Source organism: Caballeronia sp. BR00000012568055, from assembly GCF_029439455.1.
In the GTDB taxonomy this organism is placed as follows: domain Bacteria; phylum Pseudomonadota; class Gammaproteobacteria; order Burkholderiales; family Burkholderiaceae; genus Caballeronia.
In genome coordinates this window covers 1-9,469 of sequence record NZ_JAQFVG010000271.1, presented here as the reverse complement: position 1 = coordinate 9,469, position 9,469 = coordinate 1, and the positions used below count along the sequence as shown (strand labels likewise).

13 protein-coding genes and 1 pseudogene are annotated in these 9,469 nt (G+C 60.1%); all 14 read right to left on the bottom strand.

Features of this window, described 5'->3' with window-relative positions:
- Positions 1–279, bottom strand: a pseudogene (locus P7F28_RS16840) (IS256 family transposase); the annotation flags it as partial.
- A 68-nt stretch (positions 280–347) separates the two neighbouring features.
- Positions 348–998 carry an urease accessory protein UreG gene (gene ureG, locus P7F28_RS16835; RefSeq protein ID WP_277185662.1) on the bottom strand — a complete coding sequence of 217 codons (651 nt, stop codon included), beginning with the start codon at positions 996–998 and terminating at the stop codon, positions 348–350.
- 8 nt (positions 999–1,006) lie between these two features.
- The gene (locus P7F28_RS16830; protein ID WP_277185663.1) at positions 1,007–1,687 is read right to left on the bottom strand and encodes an urease accessory protein UreF; all 681 of its coding nucleotides are present in this window, start codon (positions 1,685–1,687) and stop codon (positions 1,007–1,009) included.
- Positions 1,674–2,267, bottom strand: coding sequence for an urease accessory protein UreE (gene ureE / locus P7F28_RS16825; RefSeq protein ID WP_277185661.1), 594 nt, complete (start codon positions 2,265–2,267; stop codon positions 1,674–1,676). The genes P7F28_RS16830 and ureE overlap by 14 nt, the downstream gene beginning before the upstream one ends.
- Before the next feature lie 4 nt (positions 2,268–2,271).
- Entirely contained in the window at positions 2,272–3,978 is a 1,707-nt protein-coding gene (ureC, locus tag P7F28_RS16820; protein ID WP_277185660.1) for an urease subunit alpha, read from the bottom strand.
- Positions 3,979–3,989: 11 nt separating this feature from the next.
- Complete coding sequence (locus P7F28_RS16815; RefSeq protein WP_277185659.1) at positions 3,990–4,295, bottom strand: urease subunit beta; 306 nt, start codon at positions 4,293–4,295, stop codon at positions 3,990–3,992.
- 7 nt (positions 4,296–4,302) lie between these two features.
- A complete protein-coding gene (locus P7F28_RS16810) occupies positions 4,303–4,605 on the bottom strand; it encodes an urease subunit gamma (RefSeq protein WP_277185658.1) in 303 nt (100 codons plus the stop codon).
- A 65-nt stretch (positions 4,606–4,670) separates the two neighbouring features.
- Positions 4,671–5,390: an amino acid ABC transporter ATP-binding protein gene (locus P7F28_RS16805; protein WP_277185657.1), complete on the bottom strand. Its 720-nt coding sequence runs from the start codon at positions 5,388–5,390 to the stop codon at positions 4,671–4,673.
- Positions 5,377–6,027 (bottom strand): amino acid ABC transporter permease, encoded by a 651-nt coding sequence (locus P7F28_RS16800; RefSeq protein WP_277185656.1) that lies wholly within the window; start codon positions 6,025–6,027, stop codon positions 5,377–5,379. The genes P7F28_RS16805 and P7F28_RS16800 overlap by 14 nt, the downstream gene beginning before the upstream one ends.
- The gene (locus P7F28_RS16795) at positions 6,024–6,710 is read right to left on the bottom strand and encodes an amino acid ABC transporter permease (protein ID WP_277185655.1); all 687 of its coding nucleotides are present in this window, start codon (positions 6,708–6,710) and stop codon (positions 6,024–6,026) included. Before P7F28_RS16795 ends, P7F28_RS16800 begins: the two co-directional genes overlap by 4 nt.
- A gap of 21 nt (positions 6,711–6,731) precedes the next feature.
- Positions 6,732–7,514, bottom strand: a complete 783-nt coding sequence (locus P7F28_RS16790) for a transporter substrate-binding domain-containing protein (protein ID WP_277185654.1) — start codon at positions 7,512–7,514, stop codon at positions 6,732–6,734.
- Between the two features lie 162 nt (positions 7,515–7,676).
- A complete protein-coding gene (locus P7F28_RS16785; RefSeq protein WP_277185653.1) occupies positions 7,677–8,537 on the bottom strand; it encodes an urease accessory protein UreD in 861 nt (286 codons plus the stop codon).
- A 30-nt stretch (positions 8,538–8,567) separates the two neighbouring features.
- Positions 8,568–9,260: an urea ABC transporter ATP-binding subunit UrtE gene (gene urtE / locus P7F28_RS16780; protein WP_277185652.1), complete on the bottom strand. Its 693-nt coding sequence runs from the start codon at positions 9,258–9,260 to the stop codon at positions 8,568–8,570.
- 27 nt (positions 9,261–9,287) lie between these two features.
- Positions 9,288–9,469 (bottom strand): hypothetical protein (locus tag P7F28_RS16775; RefSeq protein WP_277185651.1); only part of this gene is annotated, 182 nt, incomplete at its 5' end.

The window sequence follows — 9,469 nt, the reverse complement described above, 5'->3', positions numbered from 1 at the left end:
CTCGCCGTTGGGCGTCAGCACGGTCTTGGGACTGGTGCCATTGCGGTGGTTGCCAGCCTTGCCCTGCTCGGTCTCGCTTTCCAGATGGTGGCTGAGCTCGGCGGCAAGCATACGCTCGGCCAGGCGCTTCTTGAGCTGGCCGGCCAGCCCCGATTCGCCTAGTACCGACTCGGCATCCTTGCCCTGGACTTGCGCCAGCAATTGGTCAATCAGTTCATCGGAAAACAGCTTCGGTGCTTTCGGAGGTTTGAGCTTTTTTGTCACAGTTGCTTCGGTCATAAAACGGTATTTCCCTTATCGTCTCATGACCTCGGCACACGGAAAATCTGACAGGCTCGCCGTCGAGCTTATGCCAGCAGCAAACCTTTCTTTTCGATAAACCCGATCACCGCATCCAACCCATCCAGCGCCTTGAGGTTACACATCACAAACGGCCTTTCCCCGCGCATCTTTTTCGCATCGCTTGCCATGATGTCGAGGTTCGCGCCGACATAAGGCGCAAGGTCCGTCTTGTTGATGACCAGCAAATCCGACTTGGTAATTCCCGGTCCGCCCTTGCGCGGAATCTTTTCCCCACCCGCCACATCGATCACATAGATCGTCAAATCGGACAGCTCGGGACTGAACGTAGCCGCCAGATTATCCCCACCCGATTCGATAAACACGATATCCGCATCCGGAAACTTCGACACCATGCGGTCCACTGCCTCAAGGTTGATCGACGCATCCTCACGGATGGCGGTATGCGGACAGCCGCCCGTTTCCACGCCCATGATGCGTTCCGCCGGCAATGCGCCCGCCACGGTCAGCAGGCGCTGATCTTCCTTCGTATAGATATCGTTGGTGATGGCGACGAGGTCGTACTTATCGCGCATCGCCTTGCAGAGCATTTCGAGCAGCGTGGTCTTGCCGGAGCCGACCGGCCCGCCGACACCCACGCGCAACGGTGGCAGTTTCTTGGTGCGTCGCGCGGCGGCGGAATAAACAGGAGCGTTCATAGGGCGTATCAGGAGCGGAAAAGTCGTGAGTATTGCGATTCATGCCGCGCGGACAGCAAGCCCAAATGCGGTGCGAACGTATTGATTTCATCGGCCGATGTGGCGAGTGCGCGCTGAACCGCATCATCGATCGGCGCGCGCAAGGCGACGATGATTCGCTGGCCCGCAAGTTGTCCGAGCGGCACGGCTTTCAACGCAGCCGCAGCCTGATTCTCGACCCAACTGAAGGCATAGGCTGCGAGCGTGGCATCGACGGCGGCATCGTGAGCGAACGCGGCGAAGGCGAAAGCCGTCGGCTGTGCGATCGGTTTAAGCGATGCCAACGTCATACGCCGCGCCGCATCGCCCCATTCGAGCGATGCGCAAAGCTGCGCGAGCGACCATCCCATTTGCTCGGTTTCGCGTCGCAGTTCGGCGGACTCGCGGCTGGCGAGGTAGTCATCGTTCAAGGCGGCGATGGCATTTGCATCATGCGCGCGCCAGTGTTCGATCATATGCGCGAGCATCGGCAATTCCCCGCGTGCGAGCACATGCGTCAGACCACTTTCGATCCACACGCGCGCGCTGTCGCCATCGTGAATCAGGCCGTGCTCGATCGCCGCTTCCAGTCCTTGCGAATAGCTGAACGCGCCGATCGGCAGCGCAGGCGAGGCAAGATGCAGCAGCGCCGTGAGTTCAGCGATGCGCATGTCCATGATCGTGATCGTGGTGATGATGATCGTGACCGCAGGACGAATGATCGTGGTCGTGGTCGTGGTCGTGATGTTCGTGGAACACCTTCTGCGCCAGCGCATAGTCTTCGCTGAACGTTTCGTCATGCCCGTGCTTATGTCCGCCGCCATATGCACCCGTTTCCGGCTGGAACGGCTGCGATTCGTGCGCGACGAGACATCCCAAACGCTTGAGCATGTCCTCGAGCACCGGATCGGCTTCGAGCTTCAGATACTCCGCGCCGACTTCCACCGGCGTATGCCGATTACCCAAATGGTAAGCAGCGCGCGTCAGCAAACGCACGCTCGGCGCACGCACAACCAGCACATCCTCCGCCGCCGCGACGATACGCACGAACCCGCCATCGTCTGCGACGAGCATGTCGCCATCCGCGAGGACGGTGCCACGCGGCATCACCAATGCGACTTCCTCGCCATTGTCGAGCGTCGCGGCAAGACGGCTCTTGCAACGCGCATCGAATGCAAGCGTCAGAGTAGGCGCGCGTTTGACAAGAACCGGTGCGAGCTTCGCGGTAAGACGTTTATCGATGGTACGCATGGCTTCAGAACAGAAAATAGCGTTGCGCCATCGGCAGCACGGTGGCGGGATCGCAGGTGAGCAGTTGTCCGTCAGCGATCACCTGATAGGTCTGCGGATCGACGTTGATGGACGGTTGCCACGCATTGTGGATCATGTCGGACTTTTTCACCGACCGGCAATTCTTCACCGCGACGACTTGCTTCGACAATCCATAGCGATCCGCGATACGCGCTTCCATCGCCATTTGCGAGACGAAGGTGAGCGATGTCTTGCCGAGCGCGCCGCCGCGCGTGGCGAACATCTCGCGGTAATGCACCGGCTGCGGCGTCGGAATCGATGCGTTCGGGTCGCCCATCTGCGCCAGCGCGATCATCCCGCCCTTGACGATCAACGAAGGCTTCACGCCGAAGAACGCCGGTTCCCAGAACACCAGATCGGCCCACTTGCCCGGTTCGATCGACCCGACTTCATGCGCGATGCCATGCGTGATCGCCGGGTTGATCGTGTACTTGGCGACGTAACGTTTGGCGCGGAAGTTGTCGTTGCGCGTGGTGTCTTCCTTCAACGCGCCGCGCTGCACTTTCATCTTGTGCGCGGTCTGCCAGGTGCGAATGATGACTTCGCCGACACGGCCCATCGCTTGTGAGTCCGACGAGAGCATCGACAGCGCGCCGAGATCGTGGAGGATATCTTCCGCTGCAATCGTTTCGCGCCGAATCCGCGATTCCGCGAACGCGATATCTTCCGCAATCGACGGATCGAGGTGATGGCACACCATCAGCATGTCGAGATGTTCGTCGAGCGTATTGATGGTGTAGGGGCGCGTCGGATTGGTGGAAGAGGGCAGCACGTTCGATTCGCCCGCCACCTTGATGATGTCCGGCGCATGGCCGCCGCCCGCGCCTTCGGTGTGATACGTGTGGATCGTGCGGCCCTTGAACGCGGCGATGGTCGTTTCCACAAAACCCGCTTCGTTCAGCGTGTCGGTGTGGATGGCGACTTGCGTGTCCGTATCGTCGGCAACGCTCAGGCAGTTGTCGATGGCCGCAGGCGTCGTGCCCCAGTCTTCGTGCAGCTTCAGGCCGATTGCGCCCGCCTTGATCTGCTCCGTCAGCGGCTCCGGCAAACTCGTGTTGCCCTTACCGAGAAAGCCGAGATTCATCGGCCAGCCATCGGCGGCTTGCAGCATGCGTTCGAGGTGCCACGGACCCGGCGTGCACGTCGTCGCGTTCGTGCCGGTGGCCGGACCGGTGCCGCCGCCAAGCATGGTCGTGACGCCGCTTGCCAGCGCTTCGTCGATCTGCTGCGGGCTGATGAAGTGAATATGCGTATCGATCCCGCCCGCCGTCACGATCAGCCCTTCGCCCGCGATTACTTCCGTGGCCGCGCCAATCGCAATCGTCACGTCCGGCTGAATATCCGGATTCCCCGCCTTGCCGATGCCGTAAATCCGCCCGCCCTTGATGCCGATATCCGCCTTCACGATGCCCCAGTGATCGAGGATCAGCGCGTTGGTCACGACGGTATCGACGACATCGGCAGCGGGGCGTTGCGACTGGCCCATGCCATCGCGAATCACCTTGCCGCCGCCGAACTTCACCTCTTCGCCGTAGGTGGTGAAGTCGCGTTCGACTTCGATGATGAGTTCGGTATCCGCGAGGCGCACACGGTCGCCGGTGGTCGGGCCGAACATTTCCGCATAAGCGCGGCGGCCGATGCGTAGCGTCATATCTGTCCTTTTTAAAGCGGGCCCATGACGAGCGCGTTGAAGCCGTAGACGTGACGGTCGCCTGCCAGCGCGACGAGTTCCACGGTGCGTTCCTGACCGGGTTCGAAGCGCACGGCGGTGCCTGCCGCAATGTTCAATCGAAAGCCGCGCGCGGTCTCGCGCTCGAACTTCAGCGCCGCGTTGACTTCGTAGAAGTGATAGTGCGAGCCGACCTGCACGGGCCGGTCGCCTTCGTTCGCGACCACGACGGTGACGGTTTCGCGGCCCGCGTTCAACTCGTGCTCGCCGTCGTCGATGAAATATTCGCCGGGAATCATGCTGTCCTCACGGGATCGGATGATGGACGGTGACGAGCTTGGTGCCGTCGGGGAAGGTGGCTTCGATCTGGATGTCGGGGATCATCTCCGGCACGCCTTCCATCACATCGTCGCGCGTGAGCAGCGTGGTGCCGTAGTGCATGACTTGCGCGACGGTCTTGCCATCGCGCGCGGCTTCCATCAGCGCGGCCGAAATGAAGGCGACCGCTTCAGGATGATTCAGCTTCAGACCGCGCGCGCGGCGACGTTCGGCCAACAGCGCGGCCGTGAAGATCAGGAGCTTGTCCTTCTCTCGTGGAGTGAGTTTCATGGGCGTGGTGGCTTTTGATTTGCGTCAATGCTACTTCATAAGCAGAAAGAAAACAGCAGCACGTTTCACTGCACGAAACGCTGCAGTTCCACGGTCGCAGGCCGCTCGAAAATATCTTCCGGCGCGCCTGATTCCCACACGCGGCCCTGGTGCATGAACACCACCTTGTCGCTGACCTTGCGCGCAAAACGCATCTCGTGCGTGACCATGATGAGCGTCATGCCATCGCGTGCGAGGCTCTCTACGACGGCCAGCACTTCGCCGACGAGTTCGGGATCGAGCGCCGAGGTGATTTCATCGCAGAGCAGGACGCTAGGCTTCATCGCCAGCGCACGCGCTATCGCGACGCGCTGTTGTTGGCCGCCCGAAAGCTGATCGGGATAGGCATCGAACTTATCGCCCAAGCCGACGCGTTCGAGCACGGATTGCGCCGTCGCGCGCGCCTTGACCTTGGGAATCTTCTTGACGACCGTTTGCGCGAGCATCACGTTCTGTCCGGCGGTGAGATGCGGAAACAGGTTGTATTGCTGAAACACCATGCCGACTTTCAGACGCAGCGCGCGCAAGTCGGCATGGCGCGCATCGAGATGTTCGCCGTCGATTTCGATCGATCCTTCGTCGATGCTTTCCAGCCCGTTCAACGTGCGCAACAGCGTGCTTTTGCCCGAGCCGCTGCGCCCGATGATCGACACGACCTGTCCGCGCTCGACCGAAAAGTCGATGCCCTTGAGCACCTGATTCGCGCCGAACTGTTTCTTGAGATTGCGGGTTTCAACGAGCGGCATTCCATTTCCTTTCGAGCACGCGCGCATAACGCGTCAGCGGATAACACAGGACGAAGTAGATGATGGCGACGAGTCCGTAGACCAGAAACGGCCTGAACGTAGCGTTCGAAATCATCGTGCCCGCTTTGGTGAGTTCGGTGAAACCGATGATGGAAACGAGCGCGGTGTCCTTCACCGCCTGCACCGCGAAGCCGATGGTCGGGCCCACGGCGATACGCATGGCTTGCGGCAGGATCACATGGCGTAGCTGCTCGAAGTAGTTCATCGCCAGACTCGCCGACGCTTCCCATTGGCCCTTTGCCACCGCTTCGACCGCGCCGCGCCAGATTTCCGCGAGATAGGCGCTGGTGAAAAACGTGAGGCCGACCGTCGCCGCTAGCCACGGCGATACATCGATACCGAGCAGGGGCAAGCCGAAGAACACGAGGAACAACTGCATCAGCAGAGGCGTGCCTTGGAAAATCTGGATATAGCCTTTGACGATTGTTTGGAGAACTTGCGATTTCGATACGCGCATCACCAGCAGCGCGAAGCCGACCACGCCGCCCAGCACGAACGATACGATCGACAACACCACGGTCCATCGCGCCGCGAGCAGCAGATTCTCGATGATCTGCGCGAGCGTGAATTCGATCATCGCGCGGCGCTCCGGTTATTTTGACCATTGGCGAGAAAGCGCTTGCCCGCCGCGTTCAACACTGCGCGCAGCAGAAGCGCCATCACCAGATACGACGCGGTGATAAAGAAGCACGTCTCGAACGCGCGGAAGTTGCGCGATTGAATGTAGCTCGCGGCATATGTCAAATCAGGCACCGATATCTGCGATACGACCGCCGAGCCAAGCATCGTAATGATGATCTGACTCGTCAACGCCGGGAACACTTTGGCAAGCGCCTGCGGCAAGACCACATGCCGGAACGTCTCGCCACGCGACATCGCCAACGATGCAGCCGCTTCGTGATGCCCCTTCGGCACGGCAGCAATGCCCGCGCGAATGATCTCGATCGAATACGCGCCGAGATTCAAAGTCATCGCAAGAATGGCCGCGACGTATTCGCTCAGATGAATGCCGAGCGCGGGCAGCCCGAAGAATACGAAGAACAACTGAACGATAAACGGCGTATTGCGGATCGCTTCGACATAGCCGCCGACGAGCGAGCGCACCCACGCCTTCTGGCTGTCGCGACCGGCCGCACCGGGCACGCCGAGCGTCACGCCGAGCGCAGTCGATACAGCCGTCAGCGCGAGCGTGGTCGCCGCGCCGCTCGCGAACATGCCGGCGTATTGCGTGAGATCGCCGAACTGAAATTCATAGGCCATCGGAGACGCGGTCCTTCTTCGTTACAGCGTTGCAGGCAGCGGCTGGCCGAACCATTTCTTCGACATCGTGTTGAGCGTGCCGTCTTTTTTGGCTTGCGCAATCGTGTCGTTGACCTTCGACATCAGGCGCGGCTCGTTCTTGTTCAGGCCGACGAAGCACGGCGAGTCCTTGATGATGAACTTGGCTTCCGGACGACGCGGCGGGTTCTTGGCCAGAATAGCAGCCGCGACGATATTGCCCGCGGCGATCAACTGCACTTGTCCCGACAGAAACGCCGAGATAGTCGCATTGTTATCCTCAAAGCGCTTGATGGTCGCGTTCGGCGCCATTTGCGACAGCGCGATTTCTTCGAGCGCGCCGCGTGTTGCGCCAACGGTCTTGCCGGTGAGATCGGCGGGGCCGCTGACCTTGATATCGGCGGGACCGAATACGCCCTGGAAATACGGTGCGTACGGCGCGGAGAAGTCGAGCACCTTCTCGCGTTCCGGCGTTTTGCCGAGCGATGAAATCACCAGATCGACCTTGTTGGTGGTCAGGTACGGAATGCGGTTCGCGCTGTTGACAGGCACGAGTTCGAGCTTCACGTTCATCGACCTGGCGAGCAGCGCGGCCATGTCGACGTCGTAGCCTTGCGGCTTCATATCGGCACCGACGGCGCCGAACGGCGGATAGTCTTCCGGCACCGCAACGCGCAAGGTGCCGTTCTTCGCGATGGTATCGAGGCCATCCGCGTGCGCTGCGAACGAAGCGAACAGAAGGGCGATGAGTGTGGCGCGACGAGCGTGAGAAAACAGAGTGGGCATCGATGATCCTTCGTTCTTTGGTGTTGCTTCTGAAAAGAGCGAGGACTTAAAGCGAGACTCGTGCCATCGATGCTTTGTGCTTATGTGGCTTGGGTTTGGTTTTTGGTTTCTTAGCCAATGCACGATTGATGTGCGTTGCAATGCGCTATCGTGGTGCGTGTACTACGTGGTCCAAAGGCGCAATGGTTTCGCTTGCACGCCGTGTATCAGCGGTCGAAGCTGCATCCAGCAATCGGTGAGAGCGCGTTGCAGCGGTTCCATCGAACGGCTGACGGCGCGCACGATCATTACGCCCGGTGCGACGCACGATGCGGCGGCGCGGATCGACTCGTCGAAGGGCAGTTGTGCGGTGAGAGATTCCGCGAGTGCGTCATCGCAGGCAGGGCCGATGGCCCATAGCGTGCCGTAGGCCGCGAAGCCGTTGAGACCTTGCGCGGCGTTACGTAACGGATCGGTTGCATCGAGCAGGCTGCGTTCGAACCAGATTGCCTTTCCTTCGCGATTCGATATGCGTGAGACCGCCTTGATATGCCCTTGCGTCCAGCGTTCGCCCGCTGCGGCGCGGCCCAGCAGCATCGCGTCCCAGCCGATGAACGTAGCGGTTTCATCGAGCGTCACATTGAACGCAAGCTCGATATTCGACGATTCAAACACGATGTTGTTCTGCGGCAGCCAGTCGAGCTTCGCATGCGCGCCGAGATCGATATCGATACGCTGCGTGGCGAGCTTGCCGTTGGCCTTGTACCACTTGGTCGCGCCTGGCGTGGTGATGACGGCGTGCGTGTGCGCTTGCAATTGCACATCGATATGCAGACGATCGCCGCCTGCCACGCCGCCCGGCGGATGCACGATCACCGAATGGCAGATCTCGCCTTCGGGATAGAGCGGGCGCTGCAAACGCAACGGCCCTTCGTGCTTGCGATGGACGCAAACCGTGCGGCCATGCTGATGCGCGTAGCCGAGTTCTAACGAGCCGCGCCAGATGTTGGGATCGGCGAGCGTGGCGTGGGATTCATGCAGCATAGGGCACTTGCGATAGAGAGCGAGCCGCCATCATACGGCGATCAGTTCGCGCACTCCATGCGCATCCATCTCCGATCCCGCGCCGCCCGCGACGATTTCTCCGCGGCTCATGACCCAGTAGTGGTCCGCGAGTTCGCGGGCGAAGTCGTAGTACTGTTCGACGAGCAGGACCGTCATGCCCATTTCATCGACGAGTTGACGCAGCGTGCGTCCGATGTCGCGGATGATGGATGGCTGGATGCCTTCTGTCGGTTCATCGAGGATCAGGAGTTGTGGTTCGCTCATCAATGCTCTTCCGATTGCTAGCTGTTGCTGCTGGCCGCCGGATAGGTCGCCGCCTCGGCGGTGTTTCATGTCGCTTAGGACTGGGAATAGTTCGTAGATTCTTTCTGGGATTTTTGATGGGGCTTTGCGGCTTGCTGCGCCTACTAGCAGGTTTTCTTCTACTGTTAGGCGGCCGAAGATGTCTCTTCCCTGTGGGACGTAGGCTAGGTCGTTTGATACGCGGGTGTGGGTTGGCAGTTGGGATATCTTTGTGCCTTTCCAGCTTATCGTGCCGCTTTTGGTTGGGACTACGCCCATGAGGCATCTCAGGAGCGTTGTTTTGCCTACGCCGTTGCGGCCTAGTAGGACGGTTAACGTGCCTTCGGTGACGGTCATTCGCACGTCTCTTAGGATGTGGCTGCCGCCGTAGTATTGGTTTAGGTTTTCTACTTCTAACATGATGGGTTCCTTGGCTTGCTGCTGCTTTTATCTCGCGTTTTCGTTCAGTAGCCGCCTCCCCGGCGGGGGGGTAACTTTCTTTGCTGCTGCAAAGAAAGTCACCAAAGAAAGCAGCTTTTTCAACCAGGCACTGCCTCTTGAGGCGGCAAGTGGATTAATAGATTCGCTTGGTAACAATAGCCCGCCGCCACGGAGGCCTGCCCGGCCTG

Bases quoted from the DNA above. Each gene is read 5' to 3' on its own strand.
- ureG (WP_277185662.1), bottom strand. From the start codon at position 998: ATGAACGCTCCTGTTTATTCCGCCGCCGCGCGACGCACCAAGAAACTG.
- P7F28_RS16830 (WP_277185663.1), bottom strand. From the start codon at position 1,687: ATGCGCATCGCTGAACTCACGGCGCTGCTGCATCTTGCCTCGCCTGCG.
- ureE (WP_277185661.1), bottom strand. From the start codon at position 2,267: ATGCGTACCATCGATAAACGTCTTACCGCGAAGCTCGCACCGGTTCTT.
- ureC (WP_277185660.1), bottom strand. From the start codon at position 3,978: ATGACGCTACGCATCGGCCGCCGCGCTTATGCGGAAATGTTCGGCCCG.
- P7F28_RS16815 (WP_277185659.1), bottom strand. From the start codon at position 4,295: ATGATTCCCGGCGAATATTTCATCGACGACGGCGAGCACGAGTTGAAC.
- P7F28_RS16810 (WP_277185658.1), bottom strand. From the start codon at position 4,605: ATGAAACTCACTCCACGAGAGAAGGACAAGCTCCTGATCTTCACGGCC.
- P7F28_RS16805 (WP_277185657.1), bottom strand. From the start codon at position 5,390: ATGCCGCTCGTTGAAACCCGCAATCTCAAGAAACAGTTCGGCGCGAAT.
- P7F28_RS16800 (WP_277185656.1), bottom strand. From the start codon at position 6,027: ATGATCGAATTCACGCTCGCGCAGATCATCGAGAATCTGCTGCTCGCG.
- P7F28_RS16795 (WP_277185655.1), bottom strand. From the start codon at position 6,710: ATGGCCTATGAATTTCAGTTCGGCGATCTCACGCAATACGCCGGCATG.
- P7F28_RS16790 (WP_277185654.1), bottom strand. From the start codon at position 7,514: ATGCCCACTCTGTTTTCTCACGCTCGTCGCGCCACACTCATCGCCCTT.
- P7F28_RS16785 (WP_277185653.1), bottom strand. From the start codon at position 8,537: ATGCTGCATGAATCCCACGCCACGCTCGCCGATCCCAACATCTGGCGC.
- urtE (WP_277185652.1), bottom strand. From the start codon at position 9,260: ATGTTAGAAGTAGAAAACCTAAACCAATACTACGGCGGCAGCCACATC.